Here is a 26,094-nt window from a genome sequence, read left to right as displayed (position 1 = left end):
GCTTACTGCGCGGACGCGATCGCGAACGGCGTCGAGGGTGCCGGGTGTGCTTGGCGGTTGGGGTGCTGCCACAAGCCCTTTCGTTCGAGCAGCGGCAGGACACCCTCACCGAACCAGTACGCCTCCTCCAGGTGGGGATAGCCCGACAGGATGAAGTGGCTGATGCCCAGTCGCGCGTATTCGGCCAGCCGTTCGGCAACCTCGGCGTGCGACCCGACCAGCGCGGTGCCCGCGCCGCCGCGCACCAGGCCCACCCCGGCCCACAGGTTGGGGCCGACCACGAGCCGGCCGCTGTCGCCGCCGTGCAGGTCCAGCATGCGCCGCTGGCCCTCGGACTCGCTGCGCGCCAGGCTGGCCTGCACCCGCTCGACGTCGGCCGGGTCGACCGCGGCGAGCAGCCGGTCGGCCTCGGCCCACGCCTGCTCGGAGGTGTCACGGCTGATCACGTGAATCCGCAAGCCGTACTGCAGGATTCGCCCCGCGTCGGCCGCCCGCCCCCTGATCCAATCGAGCTTCTTGGCGACGGCCGGCCGCGGCTCGCCCCAGGTGAGGTAGACGTCGGAGTACTTGGCCGCGACCGGCCCTGCGGCGGCCGACGACCCGCCGAAGAACACCGCGGGGATCGGGTCGGGCGGGTTATTCAGCTGCGCGCCGTCGATGCGGATGTGGTCCCCGGCGAAGGTGACCGGCTCCCGCGAGGTCCACAGTTGCCGCACCACGTGCAGGAACTCGGCGGTGCGGGCGTAGCGCGATTCCTTGTCCAGGAAATCCCCGTAGGCGCGCTGCTCGTGCGGTTCGCCGCCGGTGACGACGTTGAGCAGCAGCCGGCCGCCCGAATGCCGCTGGAACGTCCCGGCCATCTGCGCCGCCAGGGTGGGGCTGAGCAGCCCGGGCCGGAACGCGACCAGGAACTTCAGCGTCTCGGTGCCCTCGATCAGCATCGCCGTCGTCAACCACGCGTCCTCGCACCACAATCCGGTCGGCGTGAGCACGGCCTCGAAGCCGTTGTCCTCGGCCGCCGCGCAGATCTGGTGCAGATACCGCAACGTCGCGGGCCGGTCACCGTGCATCGCGGTGCCGTGCCCGCCCGCGACCAGGTTTCGCGAATCCCCGTACGTCGGCAGGAACCAATGAAACGCCAGGCTCATTCACCCTCCCTCGTGTCCAACCCCCGATGGTGCGGGACATCGGCGGGACGCGCGAGGGTTGAAAACTGCGAGATTGGATCCCGGGTCGACGCTATTGCGGGTTGCCGGTACGGGGGTCGAGGGCCAGCGCCGGTTGGGTGGGACCGGTGAAATCCAGCATCCCGGTGAGCGCGCCCGCGCGCTCGTCGAACGAGTGGTCGCCGATGCGCCCGGTGCTCCAGTTGTCCTCGATGAACCGCAGGATCGACGTCTGGTCGGTCAACGTGTGGTCCACGAAATTCGTTCTGGCGTAAGGGGATATCACCAGCAGCGGCAACCGCGGGCCGTACCCGCAGCGGCCCTGATACGCCGCGGGCGCGGCGGCGGGATCACCGCATCGGCCCGGACCGTTCAGCGCGTCCTCGAGCGTGGCCGAGGAGGTCACGATCGGCGAGGGTTTGTGATCGTACCAGCCGTCGGAGTCGTCATAGGCGACGACGATCGCCGTATCGCGCCATTGCGGGAGCCGCTGCAGGTGGTTGATCGTCTCGACGAGGAACCGCTGCTCGTCGAGCGGATCGGAGTAGCCGGCGTGCCCGTTTTGGTAGGCGGGCGGTTTGAGGAAGCTCACCGCCGGCAGGTGACCGCCGTCCGCGGCGGCCCAGAAATCGGACAGGTCGTATTGATGGTTGGCCTGGTCACCGCGCCCGATCTGGTCGGTCGCGCTCGGCGGCAGGTGGTGCGGGTTCGCGGTCGACGGGTAGTACTGGAACGGCTCGTGGTGCGGGACGTAGTCGGGCTTGGTGCCGAACGGCAGCGCCCCGGTTTTGCCGGTCCCGCCGAGGGTTTCGCCGATGTTGTGGGTGGCGCCGCACTCGGCGGTGCCGTCGGACCTGCGGTTGGTGGGCCGGAAGCCGCCCTGGAACCAGCCCCAGGTGACGCCCTTCGCGGTCAGCAGGTCGCCGATGTTCTTGTTGTCGGCGCTGAACTGCACCTGGTCGCGTGACGAGCAGTCGTCGCCGAAGGGTTGCGAGTCGTTTATCAGGGTGCCCAGGCCGTTGCCGGTTTCGTCGATGACCATGTGCGGCGGGAACGGCTGGCCGCCCAGCATGAATTTCTTTGTCACACCGTGCGTTTGGCCCGAGACCAGGTTGATGTGGCCGGGCGACGACGGGCCGAAGGTGGTGTTGTAGAAGTTGTCGCTCATCGAGTAGTGCTGCGCGTAGTTCCACAGCGCGGTCACCGTGTTGCCGTCGTAATAGCCCATCACCAGGCCGGGTGTATTGAAGGACGGCGCCGGGCACGGGTCGCCCTCGGTGTGCTCGACGAACCGATCCATCGCGCCGCCGTTGAAGGCCAGTTGTTCGGCCTGGTATTCGTGGTCCTGATCGCAGGTCACGATCTGACCGGGCCCGCCCAACCGCATCGGCTGCACCGAATTGGGATTGTGCGTCAACAACTCTGGGGTCAGGCCGTCCACGCCGGGGGTGGCGGGCGTGGCGGTGAATGGTTGGCCGTCGACGCCCGCCGCGCGGGGATACGTGCCGAAGTAGTGGTCGAACGAGACGTTCTCTTCGAAGATCACCACCAGGTGGTGGATCGGCGTGGCGGTCGCCGGCTCCGCGCTCGGGCTCGGGGGTCGATGCCCGCACGCGGCGACGAGGACGAGTGCCGCCAGCACCGCGGCGAAACGCTGCAATCCCATGCCGCCGAGGCGTACCGGGTCCAGGTCTTCAGCCGGGGCCCATCCGGTGAACGGCGCATCAACACCAGGCGTACGGACCATCAAAGATCTCCTCTTCGTGACCAACAGATCACGCCAGATCACGCAATGCTTCCAATACGGCGTGGCTCGGCCGGGAATGTCGGCTCGGCGCGGCATCATTGCGATCATGCCTGACCTGACACGCCGGGCGGTGCTCCGGATGGGTGCCGGCGCAAGCCTCGGGGCCGCCGGCGTGTTCGCCTTGAGCGCCCTGCTGGATCCGATCAAGCCGCAAGCGGCGCCCGCGCCGTACGAGCCGTCGGCCGCCAGCAGTAACCTGCCGAACAGACTGACCGGTTCCTTCGTCTCGGCGGCCCGCGGCGGCGTCAAGACCAACTGGGTGATCGCCCTGCCTCCCGGGCAAAAGGCCGAAGCCGGCACCCTGCGTCCGGTCATCGCACTGCACGGCAAGGACGGCGACGCCAACATGATGCTCGACTGCGGTGTCGAGAAAGCGCTGGCGCAGTTGGTCAAGGAAGGCAAGCCGGCGTTCGCGGTGGTGGGTGTCGACGGCGGCGCCAACAGTTACTGGCACCGCAGGGCCTCGGGCGAGGATCCCGGCGCGATGGTGCTCGACGAGCTGCTGCCCATGCTGTCGTCGATGGGTTTCGACACCTCCCGGGTGGCTTTCATGGGGTGGTCGATGGGCGGCTACGGGGCGCTGCACCTGGGCGCCAAGCTGGGGCCGGCGCGCACGGCCGGGATCTGCGCGGTCAGCCCGGCGCTGTACACCTCCTTCACCGGCAGCGAGGAGGGAGCCTTCGACAGCTACGACGACTGGGTGCAGAACAGCGTCCTGGGTGTGCCGGCGCTGAACTCGATTCCGCTGCGCGTGGACTGCGGCACCTTCGACCGCTTCTATTTCGCCACAAGACAATTCGTCGCCCAGCTGAAGACCAAGCCGGCGGGCAGCTTCTCGCTGGGCGGACACGACATCGGCTACTGGCGCACGCAGTTGCCCGGTGAACTGACCTGGATGGCGACCTAGCCCACGCACATGACAGTCCGGCAGGAAGTACTCGCCAGCGGCCCACGTCGAGTGGAGCGGCGGACTTCACGGAAGGGATTCCGGCCCGACATCGAGGGATTGCGCGCGGTCGCGGTCATCGCCGTCGTGCTCTACCACGCGGGCATCCCTGGCGTCACCGGCGGCTACATCGGTGTCGACGTCTTCTTCGTCATCTCCGGCTTCCTCATCACCGGCCTGCTGTGGCGCGAGGTCACCACCACTGACACCATCCGGCTCGGAAGCTTTTACGGCGCGCGCGCCCGGCGCCTGCTGCCCGCCGCCGCCACCGTCGGCGTCGTCACCGCCGCCGCGGCGGCCGCGGTGCTCCCACCCCTGCAGGCGCGCAGCGTCTTCCTCGACGGCATCGCCAGTGCCCTGTACGTCGGCAACTACCGGTTCGCCCGTCAGGGCACCGACTACCTGTCCTCCGACGCCCCCTCGCCGTTCCAGCACTACTGGTCGCTGGGCGTCGAGGAGCAGTTCTATCTGGTGTGGCCGGTGCTCATCATTGGCACCGCGTGGCTGGTCCGCCGCGTGAAAGGCGGGGCCGGCAAGGGGGCGACGCCCTATGCGGTGGTGCTCGCGGTGGTCGGGGCCGCGTCACTCGCGGCGGGCGTGGTGTGGACTCGCACGTCGCAAGCCTTCGCGTTCTTCTCGTTGCCGACCCGCGCCTGGGAGCTGGCGGCGGGCGGCCTGGTGGCCCTGTCGATCCCGGTGTGGCGCAGGCTGCCCCTGCTGCCCGCGGCCATCGCGGGGTGGGGCGGCCTGGGGCTGATCGCGCTCACCTGCACCCAGCTGGGTCCGGGCACCCCCTACCCCGGCACCGCCGCGCTGCTGCCCGTGCTGGGCACCGCGCTGGTGATCGGCGCGGGTTGTGTGACGGGCGGGCTGGGCGCCGGGCGCCTGCTGTGCAAGCCGGCGATGCGGGCGATCGGCCGGGTCTCCTACTCCTGGTACCTGTGGCACTGGCCGGTGCTGTTGCTCATGCCGCCGCTGCTGGGCGAGCCCGCCGGGCTGCCGGCCCGGCTGACCGCGACCGCCGTGTCGGCGGGCCTGGCCGTGATCACGCTGCATCTGGTCGAGGACCCCGGCCGGTTCGCCGCTGGCCTGCGCCAATCGGCGAAGGCCAGCCTCGCGGTGGCCGGCGCCGCCAGCGCGGCGGCGGCCTGCGCGTGCGTGCTGTTGCTGACGTTGACGCCGGTGCCGGCCGGTCACGGGGTGGCGGCGCCGAAGGCCAACATCGTCGCGGTGCCCCCACCCGGCGTCGCCGCCGTCAGCGCGACCGAAGCGGCGCTGCGCCAGGCCTTCGCGCAGGTGCGCGATGCCGTCGCGGCGTCCGCGGCGCTGCGCGCCGTCCCGTCCAACCTCGACCCGCCGCTCGCCAAGGCGCCCGCCGACAAGGCCGCCGTCTTCGTGAACGGATGCGTGCGATCGTGGCGCGACGTGGGCCAAAGCGACTGCGCGACGGGCGATTTGGCGTCGCCGACGAGGGTGGTCCTGGTCGGCGACTCGCACGCCGCGATGTGGGAGCCGGCCTTCCAGCGGGTGGCCGAGCAGCGGCACTGGCGGCTGGAGGCGCTGGCCAAGGTGACGTGCCCGCTGCAAGAACTTCGCATCACCAGCCCGTATCTCGGCCGCGAGTACACCGAATGCGTCCAGTGGCGCGGCCAGATCATGGACCGGCTGAAGGCCGAGCGCCCGCGGCTGATCGTGCTGGACATGAGCCGGCGCTACGGGGCGGATTTCGGTTTCACCTCATACGACCCCGCCTGGATCGACACCGTGGGGCGCACGGTGGAACAGCTACGCGACATCGGCTCGACCGTCCTGGTTCTTGGACCCGCCCCGGATCCGCACGGGCAGGTGCCGGCCTGCCTGTCGGGCCACCTCGACGACGCCACCGCGTGCGCGCCGGCCCGATCGGCCGCGCTCGACGAGGACGGCATGGGCGCCGAGCGGGCGGCGACCACCGTCGCCGGCGGGCAGTACGCCGACCTGACCGACCTGTTCTGCGCCGTCGACCGCTGCCCCGTGATCGTCGGCAACACCCTGGTTTTCCGGGACGACAACCACATCACGACCGAATACGCGCAACTGCTGACACCGGTGATCGGTGCGCTCGCGGACCGCGCCCTGGCGGACGGCTGACGCGTAATGAACTTCTCGCCATGCACGAACGTCATATCAGTGAAAGGTGTTTGGAGGTTTTCAAGATGACTCCGCTGCTGCTGATCTGCATTGCGGCCATCGCGCCCGTCGCGGGCGTCGGGCTGATGCAGTTGCAAACGCGCCTGGAGCAATGGGACTACGAGCGCCACGCGGAAGACTAGCCTAAAGCCTTGCGCGCCTAAGGCTTTGGCTGACTCACCGCGACGTCATCGAGACAGCTGCATGCCGATCAGCGGCGCGATCTTGTCCGCCAGATACTGATGCCCCGCGTCGTTGGGGTGCACACCGTCCGGGCCGATCAGGTCGGGCCTGTCGACGAACCAGCGATCACCGATCGGATCGACGAACGTCGCGCCGGCGGCCCGCGCCGCGCCGTTGAGCACGTCGCGAATCTCGAGGACGGAATCGGGCACGTCGGCAGTCGGCCACGGCGGCCCGATCACCAGCAGCCTGGCGGACGGCGACAGGCGCCGCGCGAGAGCGAAGGTGTCGCGCACCTTTCCGGCCAGCAGCTCGGGGTCCTCGGGATGGAAGCCCTGGTCGTTACGGGAGCCGAAGAACACCACGAGGGCATCCTCGGGCTTGACCGCCCTCCCGGTCAGGTCCTCGAAGATGCTGCCGTGGTCACCGGGCACGCCGTAGCCGGCCCTGCCCTCGGCCGACACGTCGGGCACGATCCGCACGCCGCGCTGGGCCAGCGTGTGCCAGGCCAGCGCGGTCCACGAATTCGGCCCGAGGCCGCCCTCGTCGGTTCCGGTGGTGTAGGAGTCGCCGACGACGGCCACGTGGTTCAGCCGGGAATCCAGGGTCAGAGCTTGGTAGGCCCGAATCGGTGCCGGGCCCGCGAGAACGATGCCCGCCACCAGTGCGAGGCCGAGCATGAGCGTGGCCAGGCGACTCATGGCTACCTCCCCCCGAAAGCTGTATCGTCGTGCGCCGCATCCGAATCAACGAAATCGTACGAGGAATCGGCGCGCACCGGGCGTCAATCCGCCGAATGGCGGCTGGGCGCTGTTGCCATGGTATCCAGGGGTTCCGGGCGCGACCGGATCCGCGCGCCGAGGTAAATCTCACACCGCGCGCGCCGAAATCGCTTCCCGCGCATCCTCGATCGGACGAACCTTGGCGCTGACCGCTTCGTTGGGCTCGGTCTTCGCGGCCGCGGGCCGGACGTCGACCATCCGGCGCATCCAGCGGCGCGCGGGCTCTTCGACGAAGTGATACAGCATGATTGACATGGCCACGGCGATCGCGAGCAGTCCGACCACGTTCCATTTCCACGGGTTGTCCTGCGGGGTGAGCTCGAACTCCTCGACCGCCCATCCCCAGGCGGTGTGCACCAGCTCGTGGACCATGTACAGGCAGAACGAGATCTGGCCGCCGTACACCATGACCCGGGTGGACAGGATCCTCGGCAGGCCCCCCACCCCGATCGCCAGCGCGATCACCAGCGGAACGAACAGCACGTCGACCACCCCGCCGCTGTCGTTCTCCACCACGCCGGGGATCGGGTGCGCGCTGAACCAGTACAGGACGCCCACCATGGCCGCCAGCAGAAGCAGGGACACGTACCCGGCGACGCGGCGGCCGCGACTGGTCAACCGCAACCTGCGCACGCCGGCACAGGCCAGGGCGCCCGCGACGAACTGGGTCACGATTCGCGGCAGCCAGCTCCACGGCGTGTAGAAGTGGCCACTGGCCAGCAGCATCACCACCGGCGGCAACGACGCCGCGAACGCCAGCACCATCAGGCTGCGCGCCCTGGTCGCCTGCTTCATCCGCAGGATCACCAGCACCAGCACGCCGAAGAGCAAGTAGGCCAGCCACTCCGCGCTGATCGACCAGGCCGGACCGTCCCAGCTGGAGTCGTCGAAGAACGGCTGGAACCACAGCTGCACGAGCAGGATCTGGCGCACGTAGCTGATCGCGGTGAGCTGGGCGGCGTCGGGCGACGGCACGTGCCCGACATGCAGCGTGAAAATCACCCACAGCGCGGCCAGGTGCATGGTGACCAGGTACACCGGCCACACCCGGGCCAGCCGCAACCACAGGAAGTGCAGGGTGGCCCGCGTCGACCAGGACCGGCCCATGCGGTCGAGGTAGTTCCAGGTCAGCACGAACCCGCTGAGGATGAAGAAGAGGTCGACCCCCTGGGCCCCGCAGTTGAGCACGGGCGCGAGGGCGTCGCGCAGGTCGGGCGACGCGTCGCCCAGCATCGGGCGGAAGTGAAACAGCACCACCCACACCGCGGCGACGATGCGGAGTCCCGTCAGGGCCTTGATCTCTCCCCGGATCTCTGCGCCGCGCACGTTGTTCTTTCCGCCTGGACTCTCGCTGTTTCGTATCAGTTGGGTGCCGGCTGACCGGGCGATGTCATGCCCCCCGACCGGCAACCGGCAGCCCTCGAAGCGTAACAGCGCGAGCGCGCCGATCGCGGGATGGGCCGTGGCGTGGCACGGGTTTCGGCCGGCGGCGCACGCCGGCCCGCGCAAGCCGTCGGTGTTGCTTCGGCCCAGGCCAGAACCCCCGAAAGTGGCTTCTTAGCAAAGAGTTAGGACCGGCTTTCGGTCTCCTTAGATTTGGCGGGCACCGTTAGGAGGACAGGTTCGAAGGAATGGGGCGCTCATGACGATCACCGATGTCGCGAGTCGGCATGGTTACGGCACGTTCGATTGCGGCGCCGCCCAGATCCGCGCCCACTGCCGTCACCTGGCGACTGTGGTGACCGTCCGCGGCGGCATCGACCCCGCCAACGTCGACCGGGTCAGCGAATACCTTTGGCGATTCACGCTCGGGAGCAACCCCGTCGTGCTCGACCTGAGCGACGTGAGCCATTTTGCTGCGGCCGGCGTCGCCCTGGTGCACCGGTTCGACGAGGACTGCCGCGCCGCCGGCGTCGAGTGGACCTTGGTCGCGAGCCCCGCGATCACCGGGCTGCTGGGCGACCGGGGCGACTTTCCGATCGCGCGGTCGGTGCACGAGGCGCTGCGCAGCCTCGCCGAGGCCATCGTCAGCCGCCGCCAGCTCGTGCTGCCGCTCATCAAGAAGACGGCCTAGTTTTTCTCGAGGGCCCGTTAGCGCCGCCGCAGCCGCGCGATGCCCAGCACCGCCAGCACACCCGCGGTCGTCACCAGCACCAGGGCCAGCAACAGCAGCTGGGGGTTGTACACCAGCGAGGTGGTGAACGGCTGGCCGTCGGCGATGGGCGCGACGCGGACCGTGTGGCGCGCGTGCACCCAGGTCACCCCCGCACCCGCCAGCGCCGCGCAGGCCAGGGTCAGCAAGACCACGGCCCGGAAGCTGCCGTAGCGGGCGGTCACGACGTCGGCCCGCCTTCGAAATCGTCGTCGGCGACATCGGACCCGGCGGGCTCGACCCGCTCCTGGACCAGCGGGGTCAGCGCCGCCCGAAGGTGACGATGGCGGCGCGCCCAGGCCTGGGCGGTGCGATCGTTGGTGAGCTTGAGACCGATCCCGATCCGGCCGCGCGGCACCCCCACCAATTCGCCGAGCGCCCGCGCGGACTGCCACCTCGCCAGCTCCTTGCCGGAGGCCTGGTGATGCTCGGGCGCCGGGTAAACCTTGAGGATCTCCCGCACCAGGATGGTCTCGGTGCCCTGCCGCAGCGCGTCCTCGGTGAGCTCGACGGAGACGTGGATGCGCGCCGCCTTCACCTGCAGCCCCACAAACGCCGACACCAGCACCAAAAAGATCGCCGGGACGACCAGCGACACTTTCGCGCCGCTCCAGATCTCGATCAGGACCATCGCGCCGGCCGACGCCGGGCCCAGCGCCACCCACCACCAGCTCGCGCCGGGCTCGTAGAACAGCGGTTGTGGCTCGCCGCCGCCCGCCCGGGTCTCCGACGTCAAAGCGCGCCCCGCCTCACGAAAGCCACCCCGCCGCTTCCGCCGCCCAGTAGGTGAGCACGATATCGGCCCCGGCGCGCCGAATGCTCGTCAGCGACTCCAGCGCCGCGGCGCGTTCGTCGATCCAGCCGTTGGCGGCCGCCGCGCAGATCATCGCGTACTCCCCCGACACCTGGTAGGCCGCCACCGGCACCGGTGAGATCGAGGCCGCCGCGGACACCACATCCAGGTAGCCCATCGCGGGCTTGACCATCAGGATGTCGGCGCCCTCGTCGAGGTCCAGCCGGATCTCGCGCAGCGCCTCGCGGAAGTTGCCAGACTCCTGCTGATAGGTGCGCCGGTCCCCGGACAAGCTGGAGCTCACCGCTTCCCGGAAGGGGCCGTAGAACGCCGAGGCGAACTTCGCTGCGTAGGCCAGGATCACCACGTCGGCGTAGCCCGCGGCGTCCAGGCCGTCGCGGATCGCGGCCACCTGGCCGTCCATCATCCCGCTCGGCCCGACCACGTGGGCGCCCGATTCCGCTTGTGCCACAGCAAGTTTGACGTAGCGGGCCAGGGTGGCGTCGTTGTCCACCCGGCCCCTGGCGTCCAGCACCCCGCAGTGCCCGTGATCGGTGAACTCGTCCAGGCAGGTGTCGGCCATCAGCACGGTCGCGTCGCCAAGGTCCTTGGCCAGGTCGCGCAGCGCGACGTTGAGGATGCCGTCGGGGTCGGTGCCGGCCGAGCCGGTCGGGTCCTTGTCCTGCTCGCGGGGCACGCCGAACAGCATCAGCCCGCCCACCCCCGCGGCGACGGCGGCTTCTGCGGCCGCACGCAGCGAATCCCGGTCGTGCTGAACCACGTTCGGCATCGACGCGATGGGCCGCGGTTCGTCGATCCCGTCCGCGACGAACATCGGCAGCACCAAATGCCTTGGCTCCAGCGACGTTTGCGCCACCAGGCGACGCAACGCGGGGGTCGAGCGGAGCCGGCGCGGACGCTGCCGCGGGTAGGCGCTCATGACACCGCGTGGCGACCCGCTGCGCCCGGCTCCGCCGCGCTTGCGATCGCCACGGTTAGCGCCTGCGGCTCTTCTTGCGCGGCGGTGGCAGCGCGCCCTCGGCGCGCAACCGCGCGGCGTGTTCGGCCAGGGCGTCGACCAGGGGGCCGACGGCGGCGGTGTCGGGCTGGACGTCGACCCGCAAGCCGAACTCGGCGGCGGTCTCGGCCGTCTTGGGCCCGATGCAGGCGATGATCGTCCGGGCGTGCGGCTTGCCGGCGATGCCGACCAGGTTGCGCACCGTCGAGCTGGACGTGAAGCACACCGCGTCGAACCCGCCCGTCTTGATCATTTCGCGGGTGGCCGCCGGCGGCGGCGCGGCGCGCACCGTCCGGTACGCCGTCACGTCCTCGATCTCCCAGCCGCGCTCGCGCAGGCCCTCGGCCAGCGTCTCGGTGGCGATGTCGGCCCGCGGCAGCAGGACACGGTTCACCGGGTCGAAAATGCTGTCATAGGGCGGGAAGTCGTCGAGCAAACCGAGCGATGACTGCTCGCCGGCCGGCACCAACTCGGGGCTGATCCCGAAGGCGCGCACCCGGTCGGCCGTCGACTCGCCGACGCAGGCGATCTTCACGCCGGAGAACGCGCGGGCGTCCAGGCCGAACTCACCGAACTTCTCCCACACCGCGCGCACCGCGTTAGTGGAGGTGAACACCACCCACTGGAAGCGCCCGTCGACCAGCCCCTTGACGGCACGTTCCATCTGGGCGGGGCTGCGCGGCGGCTCGACGGCGATGGTCGGCACCTCGACCGGCAGCGCGCCGTAGGAGGTCAGCCGCTCGCTCATCTCGCCGGCCTGGTCCTTGGTGCGAGGCACCAGCACGGTCCAGCCGTACAGCGCACGGCTTTCCCACCAGTTCAGCTTCGCCCGGCTGGCCACGGTCTTGCCGATGGTCACGACGAGCGGCCCGGTCAGCGGGCCGGCCGGGTCGCTGCCGCCCAGCACGGCCGGATCGGTCAGGCCGCTCAGCGTGGTCTCGACGGAACGCTGCTGGCAGGTGGTGCCCTGCGCGGTCACCACGCAGGGGGTGGCCTCGGCCAGCTCGTGCTCGATCAGGGCGCGGGCCGCGTCGGCCAGGTGCGACGCGGTGGCCTGCAGGATCAGCGGGCCGGGAGCCGCGGCCAGCGCATCCCAGTCGACGTCACCGCGCACGTCGGCGACGGTGTGCGACGAGCCCAGCGGCAGGCCGGCGTAGGTCGGGACGGCGCTGGTGGCGGCCAGGCCGGGCACGATCTCGATGTGCAGGTGGCTGCGCGCGACGGCGTTCACCTCGGTGATGACGGCGTCGAGCGTCAGCGGGTCGCCGGCCACCAGCCGCACCACGTCGACGCCGGCACGGGCCTCGGCGACCAGCGTCTTAGCCACCTCCGCCGGTTCGCCCAGCGCCGGACGCACATCGGGTCCGGCGGAGATCACCGCGGGCGTCGCCGCCTGGCTCTGATCGTCCGGGGACCCCTGGCTGTCGCCTTCGGTGGTCGGGCCGGCCGGCGCCGGCCCGGAGACCGGCGGCAGGTCCTTGCCGATCAGCGCGAGCACGGGTTCGGGCACGTCCGGGTCGGTGAACACCAGGGCGGCGTTGGCCAGCACCGAGGCGGCCCGCGTCGTCAACAGTCCCGGGTCGCCGGGGCCGGAGCCCACGAACGTGATGTGGCCCGGTCTCGGCTTACGCCCTCGCGTCGTCATTGTCGCTCCCAAGTGACTCTCTTCAGTTTCCTTGCGCGGGGTCTTGCCGCGCCCCCCCAATCAGCTCCCGCGCGCCCAGCTCGAACAGCTCCGCGGCGACCGAAAGCCCCAGCTCTCGTGCCCGGCCGGGAGTGCCGACTCCGGACGCTCGGATCACATCCGAGCCGTCGAGCGCCGCCACACAGCCACGCAACGACAGCTCTTCGAAGACCCGGCCGTCCTCATCGATGGACTCGACCACCTCGGCGATCGCGCCCACCGGTGCGGAGCAACCGGCCTCCAGTTCGGCCAGCAGGGCTCGCTCCGCGGTGACCGCCGCGCGCGTGTCGGCGTCGTCCAGCTCCGCCAGCACCGCCGCCAACTCGTCACCGGCGCGGCATTCGACGGCGAGCGCGCCCTGAGCCGGTGCTGGCAACATCTGCACCGGCTCTAGCGTCTCGGTGACATCGTCGAGGCGGCCAAGCCGGGCGAGACCGGCCCGGGCCACCACGATCGCGTCAAGATCACCACTGCTTACCCTGTTCAACCTGGTATCTAGGTTGCCTCGTAGGGGGCGGATTTCCAAACCGAGACCCAATGCTCTAAGCTGTGCGGCCCGCCGCGGCGACGAGGTGCCCACCAGCGAACCCGCCGGCAACTCCCCCAGCACCAATCCGTCCCGGGCGACGAGCGCGTCGCGGGGGTCGTTGCGCGGCGGGATCGCCGCGATGGTGAATCTCGGGTCGTCGGCGGTGGGCAAATCCTTGTGCGAATGCACCGCGGCGTCGACGCGGCCGTCGTCGATGGCCTCCCGCAGCGCGGTGGTGAACGCCCCCACGCCGAGGGTCTGGATGGGTGCCGACGACCGGTCACCCGCGGTCGCGATGGTCACCAGTTCCGCGGGGTGGCCGTTGGCGATCAAGGCGTCCCGGACGACGCCGGCCTGGGTGGTGGCCAACAGGCTGCCCCGCGTGCCTATCCGGATCACGTGCGCCAATCGGCTACTCGGCGGACTGTGTCGGCATGCCGGCGTCAAAACCGCTTGGCATCACCGGCAATTCGCCAGCGGCGACGGCATCTACGGCGGTCTGGTCGAGTTCGAAGAGTTCGCGCAGGGCCTCGGCGTAGCTGTCGCCGCCGGGAGCGCTGGCGAGCTGCTTGATCCGCACGGTCGGGGCGTGCAGCAGCTTGTCCACCACCCGCCGCACGGTGCGGGCCACCTCCTCGCGATGGGCGCTCTCCAGGCCGGGCAGCCGGTTGTCGAGGCGCAGCAATTCGGCTTCGACGACGTCGGCTGCGCGCTGGCGCAGCGCCGTCACCGTCGGGGTGACCTCGGCCATCCGCTGTCCGGCCAGGTAGGTGGCGACTTCGGCCGCCACGATGTGGCGCGCGGCGTCGACGTCGGAGGCCGCGGCATGCGCCGACGGCTCGTGCTGCACGCGTTCGACGTCGACGACCCAGACGCCGGGCAGTCCGGCCACCGCCGGATCGACGTCGCGCGGCATGCCCAGGTCACAGATCACCAGGGGATGGGTGGTCTCGTCCCGGCGGGCGGTGGCCAGCGCGTGGTGCACGTCGGCCAGCGACACCACGGGACTGACCGCGCCCGTGCAGCTGACCACGACGTCGGCGTCCGCGAGCGCGTCGGCCAGCCGGTCGAGGGGCAGCGCCTCGGCGCGCACCCCGGACTCGCGGATCTTGCGGGCCAGCCGCTGCCCCCGGGAGGCCGACCGGTTGAGCACCAGAACATGGTCGATGCCGGCCCGGGTGAGGTGGGCGGACGACAGCGCGCCCATCGCCCCGGCGCCGATGACTGCGGCGGTCTTGCCCGCCAGCCCGCCCAGCCTGCGTTCGGCCATGGCGAGCGCGACCGAGACCACCGAGGCGCCGGCGGCGTCGATGGCGGTTTCGGAATGCACCCGCTTGCCCACCGACAGCGCCCGCTGGGCCAGCTCGTGCAGCACCCGGCCGACGGTGCGGTTGGCCTCGGCGGCCGCGTAGGCGCGACGCACCTGGCCCAGCACCTGCTGCTCGCCGATCACCGCCGAATCCAGGCCGCTCGCGACGGCGAAGAGGTGTTCGACGGCGGCCTCGCTGTAGCGCACGTAGGCGTACTTGGTCAGGTCACCCATCGACATGCCGGAGTGTTCCGACAGCACCTGCCCGACCACCGCCAACCCGCCGTGGAACGCGTCGACGACGGCGTATACCTCGACGCGGTTGCATGTCGAGAGCACCATCGCCTCGGTCACCAACGGAGACTGCAACACCCGATCGACGATCTTGACCTGATCGGCCTCGTCGATGCTGAGTTGTTCCAGGACGGAGACCGGCGCACTGCGGTGCGAAACCCCGAAGAGCAGGACGCTCACGGCAGCATCACCTGGCCAGCTCCCTTGCTTCCTCCAGTAACTGAACTGGTGTCCACGGTAAACGTTAATCAGCTGGGCTACCAAATGAATGGTCGCCGGGTTACCCAGCCAGATCGGCCCGCAGCCGGGGCTCGTCGACCTCCCAATAGCTGTGCTCGCGCCCGTCCAGCAGGATCACCGGCAGGCGGTCGCCGAACTCCGCACGCAACGCCGGGTTGCCCGCCGCCGCGGCGGCGTCGACGTCGGTCGTGGCCAGCTCGAACCCGAGCTCGCCCGCCAGTTCCTCCAGCCGCGCGTGCACCCGCTCACAGATGGTGCAGCCGTCGCGGGTGAGCAGCTCCACACGTCGCGAGGTCATGGCCACCAGTGTGCCTAGTGAATTGGGGGGCCGAGCGCTACGGGTGAATTGTCGGACCGCCCCAAATTCACTAGCGTGCCGGTATGGGCGCTGAGGGGACGCTCCACGTCGATGCCATGGTGATGCGGGAGTTTGCCGCCTCCGTCGGCGGCGCGGCCGAGCATCTGATGGCTGAGCTCGAGCAGCTCGACGATCAGGTGGGTCAGATGTTGGGCGGCTGGCGGGGGGCGTCGGGGACCGCATACGGGTCGGCATGGGAGCTGTGGCATCAGGGCGCCACCGAGGTGCACGCGGGCCTGGCGATATTGGCGCATCTGGTGGGTCAGGCCGGCGGCGCTTACCAGCAGAACGAGGCGAGGGCCGCCCAGGAGATGCGCGGGGTTTACCGTGGCTGAGGCGTTTCGCGTGGACCCCAAAGCGTTGGCCGATGCGGTCCAGCGAATGACCGAGTTTCAGCGCCGGGCCGAAGAGATGCTCGCCGAAATCGATTCGCGGGCAAAGCGTTTGCATGCAGCCTGGACCGGGGAAGGCGCGGCGGCTCACGCTGAGGCACATCAGCATTGGGCCCGCGGTGAGGCGATGATGCGTGAGGCGCTGGGTCAGCTGCGCGCGGCTGGGGCGACCGCCCACCGCAATTACACCGGCGCCATGTCAACGAATTTGGGCATGTGGCCCTGACCTGACCGCGCCCCCATCCAGCTCAGGCGCAGAAAACCGCCTCTAACATCCGCCGGATAGGGTTGATAGCGGCCGCCCCCCGGATAGCGGGCGGCCCAGCGATCTAGGAGGTTTGGCGATGACTTCCTCTGAGTCGGGCGGCGGCGAGCACACCGGCCGCGCCGACCTGGATGCGCTGGTCGACAACGCGAGCGCCGAACGCGCGCTGGAGGATCTGCAGGCCACGAGCGCCGCCGACGAGGGGCGCCCGCAGCCGCCGATCGACCTGACCGCGGCCGCGTTCTTCGATGTGGACAACACACTGGTCCAGGGCTCGTCGGCCGTGCATTTCGGCCGCGGGTTGGCCGCCCGCAACTACTTCACCTACCGCGATGTGATCGGATTCATCTACGCGCAGGCCAAGTTTCAGTGGCTGGGCAAGGAGAATAGCAACGACGTCGCCGCCGGCCGGCGCAAGGCGCTTGCCTTCATCGAGGGCCGCTCCGTCGAGCAGCTGATCGCGCTGGGCGAGGAGATCTACGACGAGATCATCGCCGACAAGATCTGGCCGGGCACCCGCGAGCTCACCCAGATGCACCTCGACGCCGGCCAGCAGGTGTGGCTGATCACCGCCACGCCGTACGAGCTCGCGGCGACCATCGCCCGGCGGCTCGGCCTGACCGGCGCGCTGGGGACGGTCGCCGAATCGGTCGACGGCGTCTTCACCGGCCGGCTGGTCGGTGAAATCCTGCACGGCCCCGGCAAGGCCCACGCCGTTCGCTCGCTGGCGATCCGCGAGGGCCTCAACCTCAAGCGCTGCACCGCGTATTCGGACAGCTACAACGACGTGCCGATGTTGTCGCTGGTGGGCACCGCGGTGGCGATCAATCCCGATGCGCGGCTGCGGGCCCTGGCCCGCGAGCGGGGCTGGGAGATCCGCGACTTCCGAACCGCTCGCAAGGCGGCCCGGATCGGGGTGCCGTCGGCGCTGGCCCTGGGCGCGGCCGGCGGCGCGCTGGCGGCAGTGGCATCCCGGCGCCAATCGCGCTGATAGGCTGCGCCGCTAGACGTAATCGAGCGGAGAGCAAGCGGCATGTCAGTACTTCCCCAAGGCACCCAAGACCTCATCGGTAGCCATTACCGAGCGCCGGACTACTTCGAGGTCGGACGCGAGAAAGTCCGCGAGTTCGCGGCCGCGGTGCAGGACGACCACCCGACGCACTTCAGCGAGACGGACGCCGCGAATGCCGGTTACGACGCGCTGGTGGCTCCCCTGACCTTTCTGGCCGTTGCGGGACGCCGTGTGCAGCTGGAGATCTTCACCAAGTTCGACATCCCGATCAACATCGCCCGGGTCATGCACCGCGACCAGAAGTTTCGGTTTCACCGCCCGATCCTTGCGAACGACAGGCTGTATTTCGACACCTATTTGGACTCGGTGATCGAATCCCACGGCGCCGTCGTCGTCGAGATCCGCAGCGAAGTCACAGACGCCAACGGTGATCCCGTCGTCACTAGCATCGTTACGATGCTGGGGGAAGCCTCACACGAAGACGCGCGCGCTGAAGAAACCGTCGCCGCGGTCGCATCCATATCAGCCGGAAAGTAGGGTCGATTCCCATGTCACAGGATGAATCGCGTGGCACACAGCTGAAGCCGCCGGTCGAAGCAGTCCGATCCCACTACGACAAGTCCAACGAGTTCTTCAAGCTTTGGCTTGACCCGTCGATGACCTACAGCTGCGCCTATTTCGACGAGAACCCTGACCCCAAGAACCTGACCAAGACGCTCGAAGAGGCGCAGTACGCCAAGCGCAAGCTCGCGCTGGACAAGCTCAACCTCGAGCCCGGCATGACGCTGCTCGACATCGGCTGCGGCTGGGGATCCACCGTGCGTCACGCGGTCGCCGAGTACGACGTCAACGTGATCGGGTTGACGCTCAGCGAAAACCAGTACGCCCACGACAAGGCCAAGTTCGAGGAGATGGACAGCCCGCGCCGCAAGGAGGTGCGCATCCAGGGCTGGGAGGAATTCGACGAGCCGGTGGACCGCATCGTGTCACTGGGCGCTTTCGAGCACTTCGCCGACGGCGCCGGTGACGCCGGATTCGAGCGCTACGACGCGTTTTTCAAGAAGTTCTACAACCTGACGCCCGACGACGGCCGGATGCTGCTGCACACGATCATCGTGCCCAGCCCCGAGGAGGCCAAGGAGCTCGGCCTGACGGCGCCGATGAGCCTGCTGCGGTTCATCAGGTTCATCCTGACCGAGATCTTCCCGGGCGGCCGGCTGCCGCAGATCCCGCAGATCGACCACTACTCGTCCAACGCGGGCTGGAAGGTCGAGCGCTACCACCGGATCGGCAAGAACTACGTGCCCACCCTGAACGCCTGGGCCGATGCGCTTGAGGCACACAAAGAAGAGGCCATTGCCCTCAAGGGGCAGGAGACCTACGACATCTACATGCACTACCTGAGGGGCTGCTCGGACCTGTTCCGCGACCACTACACGGACGTCTGCCAGTTCACACTGGTCAAGTAAGCCGCGACGGGCGCTAGCCGAAGAAGATGTTGCGGCGGCCGGCGAGCAGCCGGTACAGCGTCTGCTGGATCGTTTCGCGCACCTGGTCGGTCAGCTCGAAGGTAACCATCGGGTCCTCGGCGTCGGAGGCGGCGTAGTCGTTCGTGTAGATCGGCTCGCCGAACGCGATGCGCCACTTCGACGGCAGCGGCACCAGGCCCGCGGGCCCGGCCAACGGGAACAGCGGGGTGATCGGGAAATAGGGCAGCCCGAACAGCCGCGCCAGCAGCTTGACGTCGGTGAGCATCGGGTAGATCTCTTCGGACCCGACGATCGAGCACGGGATGATCGGCGCCTTGGTACGCAGCGCCGCGGTCACGAAGCCGCCGCGCCCGAACCGCTGCAGGCGGTAGCGGTCCTCGAAGCGCTTGCCCAGCCCTTTGTAACCCTCCGGGAACACGGCCGTCAGCTCTCCCGCGGCCAGCAGGCGGTGCGCGTCCGTCGTGCAGGCCATGGTGTGGCCCGCCTTGCGGGCGGCTTCGCCGACCACAGGCAGGTCGAACACCATGTCGGCGGCCAGCAGCCGCAGGTCCCGCTGCGCCGGATGTTCGTCGTGCACCGCCACCGACAGCATCAGCCCGTCGAACGGCAACACCCCGGCGTGGTTGGCCACCACCAGCGCGGCGCCCTCGCTCGGCAGGTTCTCGATGCCGCTGACCTCGACCCGGAACCAGGACCGGAAGAAGAACCTCAGCAAAGGCCGAACGATGGCGCTGTTGAAGTGCGGATCGAACCCGAACTCGTCGACGGTGTAGTCGCCGGTGAGCCGCTGCCGCAGGAAGCCGGCGACCGCGGCGACCCGTTGCGCAAGATCGTTGAGCGGCGCCTCGGCGGTTGACGTCGCGCTCGCCGCGCGGCGATGTTCGTCGATTTCGCGGACGACCGCAGCGATTTGTTCGGCAGATGCGCGGCCCCGCGGATCGGCGAGCATTGACGGATGTTGACGGGACGAGTCCGCCCTCTGATCGGCTCTCCGGCGAGCCGCAACCCGACCCCTATTCGTATGCAGTGGAATGACGTTCGCTCTGGTTTCGCCCGCCACGATACCTACCTGCCCCCACCCCATGGAATTGCATTTCGGCTTCCCCAGCGCTGCGCTAACGCTATGGCGCGACCCTCCAGGGAGCGTACCCGATCAGGGTCGATTATGGGAGTCAAGCCACGGCCGCGGACGTAGTCGTCAAACGCCTCGGCCGTCGTCCATTTCGGCTGGAAGCCGAGCTCCGTGCGCATTCGCGTGGTGTCCATGACGCGGCCGTAACTCAGATAGTTGAATTGATCCCGAGTGATTTCGGTATAGCGATTAGCCCGTCTCAGCGAATCCAACGCCCATACCCCAAAACCGGGCACCGGCAACGGGATTCGGCCGGCCCGGCGGATGGCCTGCGACAGCATGATGATGCCGTCCGCGCCGATGTTGAACGTGCCGGCCTTGCCCGCCATCGCGGCGCGCTCCAGCGCGCCCAGCGCGTCCTGCTCGTGCAGCAGCTGCAATCGCGCGTCCCGGCCGAACATCGTCGGGACCAAGGGGCCGGCCAGATACCGCGACAGCGTCGTGTCCATGGCGGGGCCGATCATGTTGGCCAGCCGCAGAATCGTCACCGCGATATCGGGCCGGCGCCGGCCGAGCCCGCGCACGTAGCCCTCGATGTCGAGGCTGTCCTTGGCGAATCCGTCGCGGAAGGGCCGGCGGCTGCTGCTGTCCTCGGTGAACATCACCGGGTCGTGCGCCGTGGACCCGTACACCTCGGAGGTCGACTTCAGCACCACGCGGCGCACCGAGGGAGCCTTCTGGCAGGCCGCGAAAAGTTGCATCGCGCCCATCACGTTGATTTCCTTCAGCGCCGCGCTGCCGCCGGCTCGGGGCGCGTAGGACGCCGCCGCGGCGTGCACCACCGTGTCGACGTCGCCGTTGCGAATCACCTTGGCAATGAAGGGATTGCGAATGTCGGCACGGACGAATTCGGCGCGCCCCATGCGGCGCAGCATGTCCTTGCTGGGGGCGATCGCGTCTACCGCGATGACCCCCTTGATCAACGGGTTCTGGGCGAGCCGCGCGGTCAGGTAGCCGCCCAGAAACCGGCACGCACCGGTAACCAGCACAACTTTGGGGTAGTGCACGGTGCCGCTGGTGCCGGCACCTTCCCCGCTCGACTGATCCACTCAAACAGCCTAACGGGCTGGCGCGACGACGGCGTTAAGGCGGCGTGACGGTCGACCTGGGCCGGCTGGCGCTTACTTGCCGAGTTTTCTGCGCTGCACCCGGGTGCGACGCAGCAGCTTGCGGTGCTTCTTCTTCGACATTCGCTTGCGCCGCTTCTTGATTACTGAACCCATGAACTCCGCTATCTGACCGGGGACTGCTCACATGACCAAAAGACCCCGCCACTTTACCCGGCCCGCAGCACCGAACACCAAACCGGCGACCGCGTGACGTCTCGACGCCCGCGCGGCAGTCCCAGCTCAGCCCGCGTCGAAGTACGAAGTCTCCAGCATGTCGTGGACGGCCTTGGCGTGCACGCGGAAGGACCGGCCCACCCGGACCGCCGGCAACTCGCCGTTGTGCACGAGGCGGTAGACCGTCATCTTGGAGACGCGCATCAGCGCTGCCACCTCGGCGACGGTAAGAAACTGTGTCCTGGCCTGCTGGCCATCAGCGGAACCGGAGTCCCGCCCCTTAGCAGCGGAATCTCGCGCCGATGGCCCGTTCGTAGACGTCATCGCAACCCAATCGTGTCAGGCTCGCGCAATGCCAGCGGCTTCCCCTCCGCTGGCACCCACACGTGCATACAAAGAGGAGAATAGCGGGACTAGTGGGGTTAATGGTACTGGTGAGGGACAATCAATCCGGAAATCTCAAATTATTCCGATGTAATTCTTAGCTGCTCAGAGCGCCTTTTCGCGGCCTGGACGGCGGCGTCGACGGCCACCCGCAATCCCCCTCGCTCCAGTTCGCGCAGCGCAGCGGCGGTCGTGCCGCCGGGCGAGGTGACGGTCGCGCGCAGCTGCGCCGCCGACGCGTCCGCCCGCATGCCCGGCGGCTCGCCCTCGATGGCGCGCTCGGCATCCATCCGCTCGAGCAGCATCGCGGCCGAACCGGCCATCGTCTGAGCGGTCAGGTCGGAGGCGACCTGGCGGCTCAGACCCGCCGCGACGCCCGCGTCCACCAGGGCCTCGACCATCAGGAAGAAATACGCCGGACCGGAGCCGGACAGCGCCGTCACGGCATCCATCTGGGATTCCGGAACGGTCAGCACCCCGCCGACGGAGTCGAACAGCGCCGACACCTCCTCAAGCTGGGGTTCGGTGACGAAGCGGCCCCTGGCCAGCGCGGTCACCCCCGCGCCCACCAACGCCGCGGCGTTCGGCATCGCGCGGACCACCGGCGTCCCGGCCGGCAGCTTGGATTCGAAGTAGGTGATCGTGATGCCGGCGGCGACGGTGACGAACACCTGCTCGGCGCTGTCCGTCTCGGCCGCGCCGGCCGCCCGGACCAGCTCCTCGAGCACCGTCTCGACGTCGGCCGGCTTGACCGCGACGACGACGAAGGTCGCATAGTCCACCGCCTCGGCGACCGACGCCAGCCGCACCGAATAGGTGTCCGCCAGGTACTTGGCGCGCTCGGGCACTCGCTCGGCCACCACCAGGTCCTTGACCTGCCGGCCGGCCCGCAGCAGGCCCGACAGCAGCGCCTCGCCGATGCTGCCGCCGCCGATGATCGCGATTCTCGCCATGGGAGAAAGCATTCCAGACAGCGAGCGCTAGCGAGCGGCAGGGACCAGCGCCAACTGGCGCGCCTGCACCACCAGGCGGCCGAGCTGGTCGACGACGATGTGGTCCTCGTCGAACCAGTCGTGGCCGATCTCCACGCAGGTGGCGATGATTCGCAGCCAGCCGTCGGCGGGCAGGGCGCGCAGGAAGGCCGTCAGCTGGATGGTGGGCGCCCAGCCGGTGCGGTCCACGGCGAACGTCACCGGCGCCGACAGATCCCCGCACATCAGCGCGAACAGCGCGTCCGGGGCGACGTCGCGGGGGCGCGCCCACATCTGGATCACCGGTGGGTGGCCATTGCGGGGCCGCATCGTCGAGAGCAGCGGTCGCACGTCGCAGCCCTCGCCCAGGTGCACCAGGCCGGCCAGCGGGTGGCCCGGGCCGATCGGCTCGGCGTCGTCGGGCGGCTCGGGTGCCATCAGGTCCAGCACAGGGTTGGCCGACAGCAGCGGCGCGTGCGAGCCGTCGGGGGGATAGTGCTCGGGCTGGCCGAGGTTGACCACGGCGTGCACCGCGGTGCGCTCGCCCTGCATGAGCTCGACGTCGACGACGCTGATCCGCCGGCCGCGCTTACGGAAGGAGGTCAACAACCGCATGGGCCCCGGGTCCGGCGCCCATAGGAAGCTCGCCGACACGGCCACCGGTTGGATGGCCGGCTCAGGGCCGTCGGGGCCCCGGCCGCACGCGCTGCGCGCGGCGTTGGCGCACAGCGCCAGCATCGCGCCGCCGTGCACCTTGGGCCCGATGGTCCAGTGCTTGTCGAGCTCGCCCTCGAACACGCCGGGGCCGGCCTCCCGCAATGTCATCGCGGTGGTGAATAAGGCGTTCATGGTCTCCTGGGTGGTCTGTCGCGGATCACCGCATCAGGTGGGTGCGCGCGAACTGCAGCGACTCGAGAAGCATGGCTTCCCGCTCGTGCGCCGAACGCGCGCTGGACGTCGACACCTCCAGGATCACGTGGCCGGCGAAGCGGCCGCCGGCCAGCATCTGGCACACCTCGGCGGTGGGTTGCGTGCCGCGCCCGGGCACCAGGTGCTCGTCGGCGGGCAGGCCGCTGCCGTCGCACAGGTGCAGGTGGGTCAGGCCTTCGCCCATCCGCTGGGCCATGTCCAGCGAATCCGTGCCCGCGGTCGCCGTGTGGGACAGGTCGAGCGTGTAATTCGCGTGGTTGCCGTCCAGCGGGTCGTAGGACGGCGCGAAGGCCGAGATCGCCGGGCCCGGTCCGCCGCCCCGCCGGCGCATTCGTTCCAGCGACTGGCCGGCCCCGAAGAACCGGTCGGCCCGGAACGGGAACATGTTCTCCACGGCGACCTTGACGTCGCTGGACGCCTCCAGCGACGCGACCTGGTCGCTGAACCCCTCGGCGTAACGCCGCTGCCAGCGGAACGGCGGATGCACGACGACGGTCTGGGCGTCGAGCTGTTCGGCGGCCCGCACGCTGCGGTCCAGCTTGGGAATCGGGTTGGCGCCCCACACGCGCTGCGAGATCAGCAGGCAGGGCGCGTGCACGGACAGCACCGGCACGCGATAGCGCTGGGACAGCTTCTTGACCGCGGCGATGTCCTGGCTGACCGATTCGCTCCAGACCATCAGCTCGACGCCGTCGTACCCCAGCCTGTCCGCGTATTCGAAGGCGGCCTCGGCCCGCAACGGATAGACCGAGGCCGTCGATAGGCCGACTTTGATGGCTGGGCGCACTGTCGGTGGGTGGCGCCTAGCCCGACTGCAACGACAGCGCCAACGGTCCCAGGGTGATCAGCGCGCCGACCGCAACGGCGATCAGCGTGCTGGCGATGTCCTCGGTCTTGCGGACCACCCGGACCCCGACTACCAGGCCGAGAATGACCAGCACCGAAAGCACCAAAGCCACGATGCTGTTCCAGCGCCACAGCTCGTCGAACGCGACGAACAGCCCGGCGCCGAACGCGACGGCCAGCATCGACTGCAACACGACCAGCGTTCCGCGCCACAACGTCTGCAGCCTGCCGGGCGCCTCGTGCGCGCGCTCGGCCTCGATGCCCAGGTGGTCGTCGTCGCGTTCTTCTTCGGCGAGCGCGTCCGCGCCCCGCTCGGCGCCGCGGCGCCGGGCGACCTCGTCGGCGAGCGTCTGTCCGCCGAACAGCGTGGAATCCGACTGCAGGTAGGAGCGCACGTAGGCGGAATCCTCGGACGCCGGCTCGGCCTCGCGCACCTCGGAGTCCATCACGTCCACCGGGATGTCGGAGTAATGGTCGACCGGGTCGGGGCTCATGCCCTCGGCGCCGGACTGGCCGGTCCGGTCGGCGGGCGCGTCGGCGTGCCGCAGGGGTCGGGGGTATTCGCTGCGCTCGGGCCCGGTCAGCCGTTGCGGCTGGGGCGGCGACTTGGGCCAGCGCGGCTCAGGTTCGGACCAGTACGGGGCTTTGGGCTGTTCCTCGGTGACCGGCTCGGCGGTCTGGACCGTTGCGTTGGCCGGAGGTTCGAGTTCGTCGTCACGGATGACGGGGATCTCGCCGGTCAGTTCGGCGACGGTGACCGCGTCGCTGTCGCCGCGCCGACGGCGGCGGCGCCGGGTGACCGACGGTTCGCCGATCGTTCCATTCCTGGCCAGGAGTTCGGCCACCGAGATGGGCCGAGTGCCAGGGCTCTCGGTCTCGGAGTGTGGTCCGCTCATGATTTGTCGCCCTTCGATCGGTTGGCGTTCCGATCAGCTTTCTGACCTCCAGCATCGCGCACCGAAGTCTCGACGAGTGCAGTTCCGTCGGCCTCGCTGTCGAGTTTTCGCAAGATGAGACCCTCCCGCAACGCCCACGGGCAAATGTCCACCTCGTCGATCGACAGCACTCGCATACTCGCCTCGGCCACCAGGGCGCCCGCCACGATCTGGGGTGCCCGCTCGGCGCTCACTCCTTCCAATTCAGCCCGGTCAGCGGTCGTCATCCTAGAGATGAAAGATATGAGTTGTCTGAGGCCGTTTGCTGTCAGCGTCCGCTTCACCCGCGGCCCGGCCGCCGACGGCGCCGCCCCGGTGAGCCGTGCCAGCGAACGAAACGTCTTCGACGTGGCGACCGCGAGATCGGGGGCGCCGGCGTCCAGCACCGTCTCGCAGGCTTCCGCGAGCTCGGCGTCCAGCCAGTCGCGCAGCATCGCCACGCGGCGCCGCCCGGGCGGGTCGTCGGGCAGCCATTCGCGGGTCAACCGCCCCGCGCCCAGCGGCAACGACAGCGCGACCTCGGGCTCCTCGTCGACACCGCTGGACAACTCCAGCGAGCCCCCGCCGATGTCGAGGTTGATGATTCGCCCCGCGCTCCAGCCGTACCAGCGGCGCACCGCCAGGAACGTCAGCCGCGACTCGTCGACGCCGCGCAGCACTTCGAGCTCGACGCCGGCCTCTTTGCGCACCCGGGACAGCACGTCGTCGGAATTCTCGGCGTCACGGACCGCCGATGTGGCGAAGGCCATCAGCTCCTCGCAGCCGGAGCTGTCCGCGATCTTGGCGAACTCCTCGATCGTCGAGACCAACTTGTCGGCGCCCCGCTTTGTGATCTTTCCCGAGCTGTCGATGGACTCGGAGAGCCGCAGGGTGGCCTTCGTCGAACTCATGGGTGTCGGATGCCCACCGCGGTGGGCGTCAACCACCAACAGATGGACTGTGTTGCTGCCCACGTCGAGCACACCTAACCGCACAGAAACAACCTAGGTGGGCGACGATGCGCGCCGCGCAGCGGCGCGAGGAG

28 protein-coding genes are annotated in these 26,094 nt (G+C 69.3%); 8 read left to right on the top strand and 20 right to left on the bottom strand.

Annotated features, from left to right (window positions below; genetic code table 11):
* Window positions 1-2 precede the first annotated feature (2 nt).
* Both AWB92_RS13315 and AWB92_RS13310 read right to left on the bottom strand, forming a co-directional pair.
* On the bottom strand, window positions 3-1,148 hold the full coding sequence (locus AWB92_RS13315) for an LLM class flavin-dependent oxidoreductase (protein WP_085186216.1): 1,146 nt from the start codon (window positions 1,146-1,148) through the stop codon (window positions 3-5).
* Window positions 1,149-1,239: 91 nt separating this feature from the next.
* On the bottom strand, window positions 1,240-2,913 hold the full coding sequence (locus AWB92_RS13310; protein ID WP_241523444.1) for an alkaline phosphatase family protein: 1,674 nt from the start codon (window positions 2,911-2,913) through the stop codon (window positions 1,240-1,242).
* A gap of 97 nt (window positions 2,914-3,010) precedes the next feature.
* On the opposite strand from AWB92_RS13310, the gene AWB92_RS13305 reads away from it, so the two are divergent.
* Both AWB92_RS13305 and AWB92_RS13300 read left to right on the top strand, forming a co-directional pair.
* On the top strand, window positions 3,011-3,880 hold the full coding sequence (locus AWB92_RS13305) for an alpha/beta hydrolase-fold protein (RefSeq protein WP_193791401.1): 870 nt from the start codon (window positions 3,011-3,013) through the stop codon (window positions 3,878-3,880).
* Between the two features lie 51 nt (window positions 3,881-3,931).
* Window positions 3,932-6,049, top strand: a complete 2,118-nt coding sequence (locus AWB92_RS13300) for an acyltransferase family protein (RefSeq protein ID WP_173817417.1) — start codon at window positions 3,932-3,934, stop codon at window positions 6,047-6,049.
* A gap of 227 nt (window positions 6,050-6,276) precedes the next feature.
* Here AWB92_RS13300 and AWB92_RS13295 read toward each other — a convergent pair whose 3' ends face one another.
* Window positions 6,277-6,972: a GDSL lipase gene (locus tag AWB92_RS13295; RefSeq protein WP_085186208.1), complete on the bottom strand. Its 696-nt coding sequence runs from the start codon at window positions 6,970-6,972 to the stop codon at window positions 6,277-6,279.
* A 168-nt stretch (window positions 6,973-7,140) separates the two neighbouring features.
* The gene (locus AWB92_RS13290) at window positions 7,141-8,379 is read right to left on the bottom strand and encodes an acyltransferase (RefSeq protein WP_085186296.1); all 1,239 of its coding nucleotides are present in this window, start codon (window positions 8,377-8,379) and stop codon (window positions 7,141-7,143) included.
* Between the two features lie 316 nt (window positions 8,380-8,695).
* Here AWB92_RS13290 and AWB92_RS13285 point away from each other — a divergent pair, with 316 nt between their 5' ends.
* Window positions 8,696-9,127, top strand: a complete 432-nt coding sequence (locus AWB92_RS13285) for an STAS domain-containing protein (RefSeq protein WP_085186206.1) — start codon at window positions 8,696-8,698, stop codon at window positions 9,125-9,127.
* 17 nt (window positions 9,128-9,144) lie between these two features.
* Here the strand turns inward: AWB92_RS13285 and AWB92_RS13280 are convergent, their stop codons facing one another.
* The 7 genes from AWB92_RS13280 to AWB92_RS13250 all read right to left on the bottom strand — a co-directional run bounded on the left by AWB92_RS13280 (window position 9,145) and on the right by AWB92_RS13250 (window position 15,379).
* On the bottom strand, window positions 9,145-9,390 hold the full coding sequence (locus AWB92_RS13280; RefSeq protein WP_085186204.1) for a hypothetical protein: 246 nt from the start codon (window positions 9,388-9,390) through the stop codon (window positions 9,145-9,147).
* The gene (locus AWB92_RS13275) at window positions 9,387-9,899 is read right to left on the bottom strand and encodes a DUF3093 family protein (RefSeq protein WP_068114179.1); all 513 of its coding nucleotides are present in this window, start codon (window positions 9,897-9,899) and stop codon (window positions 9,387-9,389) included. The genes AWB92_RS13280 and AWB92_RS13275 overlap by 4 nt, the downstream gene beginning before the upstream one ends.
* Before the next feature lie 55 nt (window positions 9,900-9,954).
* Window positions 9,955-10,938, bottom strand: a complete 984-nt coding sequence (gene hemB, locus AWB92_RS13270; RefSeq protein WP_085186202.1) for a porphobilinogen synthase — start codon at window positions 10,936-10,938, stop codon at window positions 9,955-9,957.
* Between the two features lie 55 nt (window positions 10,939-10,993).
* Window positions 10,994-12,661, bottom strand: a complete 1,668-nt coding sequence (locus tag AWB92_RS13265; protein ID WP_085186200.1) for a uroporphyrinogen-III synthase — start codon at window positions 12,659-12,661, stop codon at window positions 10,994-10,996.
* A gap of 22 nt (window positions 12,662-12,683) precedes the next feature.
* Complete coding sequence (gene hemC / locus AWB92_RS13260) at window positions 12,684-13,628, bottom strand: hydroxymethylbilane synthase (protein WP_085186294.1); 945 nt, start codon at window positions 13,626-13,628, stop codon at window positions 12,684-12,686.
* 13 nt (window positions 13,629-13,641) lie between these two features.
* A complete protein-coding gene (locus AWB92_RS13255; protein WP_085186198.1) occupies window positions 13,642-15,012 on the bottom strand; it encodes a glutamyl-tRNA reductase in 1,371 nt (456 codons plus the stop codon).
* A gap of 100 nt (window positions 15,013-15,112) precedes the next feature.
* Window positions 15,113-15,379: a glutaredoxin family protein gene (locus tag AWB92_RS13250; protein ID WP_173817416.1), complete on the bottom strand. Its 267-nt coding sequence runs from the start codon at window positions 15,377-15,379 to the stop codon at window positions 15,113-15,115.
* Between the two features lie 74 nt (window positions 15,380-15,453).
* On the opposite strand from AWB92_RS13250, the gene AWB92_RS13245 reads away from it, so the two are divergent.
* The 5 genes from AWB92_RS13245 (at window position 15,454) to cmaA2 (ending at window position 18,568) form a co-directional block, all read left to right on the top strand.
* Window positions 15,454-15,765 carry a WXG100 family type VII secretion target gene (locus AWB92_RS13245; protein WP_085186196.1) on the top strand — a complete coding sequence of 104 codons (312 nt, stop codon included), beginning with the start codon at window positions 15,454-15,456 and terminating at the stop codon, window positions 15,763-15,765.
* Window positions 15,758-16,048, top strand: coding sequence for a WXG100 family type VII secretion target (locus tag AWB92_RS13240; RefSeq protein ID WP_085186194.1), 291 nt, complete (start codon window positions 15,758-15,760; stop codon window positions 16,046-16,048). The genes AWB92_RS13245 and AWB92_RS13240 overlap by 8 nt, the downstream gene beginning before the upstream one ends.
* Before the next feature lie 118 nt (window positions 16,049-16,166).
* Window positions 16,167-17,078 (top strand): HAD-IB family hydrolase, encoded by a 912-nt coding sequence (locus AWB92_RS13235; RefSeq protein ID WP_085186192.1) that lies wholly within the window; start codon window positions 16,167-16,169, stop codon window positions 17,076-17,078.
* A gap of 42 nt (window positions 17,079-17,120) precedes the next feature.
* Entirely contained in the window at window positions 17,121-17,636 is a 516-nt protein-coding gene (locus AWB92_RS13230; RefSeq protein WP_085186190.1) for a MaoC family dehydratase N-terminal domain-containing protein, read from the top strand.
* Window positions 17,637-17,647: 11 nt separating this feature from the next.
* Complete coding sequence (gene cmaA2 / locus AWB92_RS13225) at window positions 17,648-18,568, top strand: cyclopropane mycolic acid synthase CmaA2 (protein WP_085186188.1); 921 nt, start codon at window positions 17,648-17,650, stop codon at window positions 18,566-18,568.
* 13 nt (window positions 18,569-18,581) lie between these two features.
* Here the strand turns inward: cmaA2 and AWB92_RS13220 are convergent, their stop codons facing one another.
* The 9 genes from AWB92_RS13220 to AWB92_RS13180 form a co-directional block, all read right to left on the bottom strand.
* Window positions 18,582-19,673, bottom strand: coding sequence for a lysophospholipid acyltransferase family protein (locus AWB92_RS13220; RefSeq protein WP_068114098.1), 1,092 nt, complete (start codon window positions 19,671-19,673; stop codon window positions 18,582-18,584).
* Window positions 19,655-20,770, bottom strand: coding sequence for an SDR family oxidoreductase (locus AWB92_RS13215; protein ID WP_085186186.1), 1,116 nt, complete (start codon window positions 20,768-20,770; stop codon window positions 19,655-19,657). The genes AWB92_RS13220 and AWB92_RS13215 overlap by 19 nt, the downstream gene beginning before the upstream one ends.
* A 72-nt stretch (window positions 20,771-20,842) precedes the next feature.
* A complete protein-coding gene (locus AWB92_RS13210) occupies window positions 20,843-20,944 on the bottom strand; it encodes an AURKAIP1/COX24 domain-containing protein (protein WP_003402602.1) in 102 nt (33 codons plus the stop codon).
* A gap of 126 nt (window positions 20,945-21,070) precedes the next feature.
* The gene (locus tag AWB92_RS13205; protein WP_067152205.1) at window positions 21,071-21,328 is read right to left on the bottom strand and encodes a cell division/environmental response transcriptional regulator; all 258 of its coding nucleotides are present in this window, start codon (window positions 21,326-21,328) and stop codon (window positions 21,071-21,073) included.
* A gap of 140 nt (window positions 21,329-21,468) precedes the next feature.
* The gene (gene proC / locus AWB92_RS13200) at window positions 21,469-22,341 is read right to left on the bottom strand and encodes a pyrroline-5-carboxylate reductase (protein WP_173817413.1); all 873 of its coding nucleotides are present in this window, start codon (window positions 22,339-22,341) and stop codon (window positions 21,469-21,471) included.
* A gap of 27 nt (window positions 22,342-22,368) precedes the next feature.
* Window positions 22,369-23,208, bottom strand: a complete 840-nt coding sequence (locus tag AWB92_RS13195; RefSeq protein ID WP_085186182.1) for a thioesterase family protein — start codon at window positions 23,206-23,208, stop codon at window positions 22,369-22,371.
* Window positions 23,209-23,233: 25 nt separating this feature from the next.
* Entirely contained in the window at window positions 23,234-24,076 is an 843-nt protein-coding gene (locus tag AWB92_RS13190; RefSeq protein WP_085186180.1) for a sugar phosphate isomerase/epimerase, read from the bottom strand.
* A 16-nt stretch (window positions 24,077-24,092) separates the two neighbouring features.
* Window positions 24,093-25,031: a hypothetical protein gene (locus tag AWB92_RS13185; RefSeq protein ID WP_085186178.1), complete on the bottom strand. Its 939-nt coding sequence runs from the start codon at window positions 25,029-25,031 to the stop codon at window positions 24,093-24,095.
* Entirely contained in the window at window positions 25,028-26,044 is a 1,017-nt protein-coding gene (locus AWB92_RS13180) for a Ppx/GppA phosphatase family protein (RefSeq protein WP_068126571.1), read from the bottom strand. The genes AWB92_RS13185 and AWB92_RS13180 overlap by 4 nt, the downstream gene beginning before the upstream one ends.
* Window positions 26,045-26,094 lie beyond the last annotated feature (50 nt).

This window comes from Mycobacterium sp. IEC1808, assembly GCF_002101935.1.
Taxonomy (GTDB): Bacteria; Actinomycetota; Actinomycetes; order Mycobacteriales; family Mycobacteriaceae; genus Mycobacterium.
Note: the sequence above shows the minus strand (reverse complement) of the source record. Positions and strands in the feature narration are given on the sequence as shown.